A 207-nucleotide genomic window follows, 5' to 3' on the forward strand; every position below is an offset into this window, starting at 1 on the left:
TTGCCTCTGGTCCTGAGCGCCGCGGCGTAGGTCCGGCTGGGCGCGTCGTTGAACCAGAGCCCCATGCCGAGATCGATCAGGGCCCGGCGTAGGGCCACGTTGCCTTCCCTGCTGATGGATCCGTCGCGTCGTTTGCCTGCCGATTCGTACTGGGTGGGGGACAGACCCGATGCCCGGTAGATCTGTGACGGCCCGGGCCAGCGGTGC

1 protein-coding gene is annotated in these 207 nt (G+C 68.1%); it reads right to left on the reverse strand.

Annotated features, from left to right (window positions below):
* A partial coding sequence (locus ARTB_RS21520) for a transposase (RefSeq protein WP_243182292.1) occupies positions 1-207 on the reverse strand: 207 nt, incomplete at both ends.

This window comes from Arthrobacter humicola, from assembly GCF_022803015.1.
Taxonomy (GTDB): Bacteria; Actinomycetota; Actinomycetes; order Actinomycetales; family Micrococcaceae; genus Arthrobacter; species Arthrobacter humicola_A.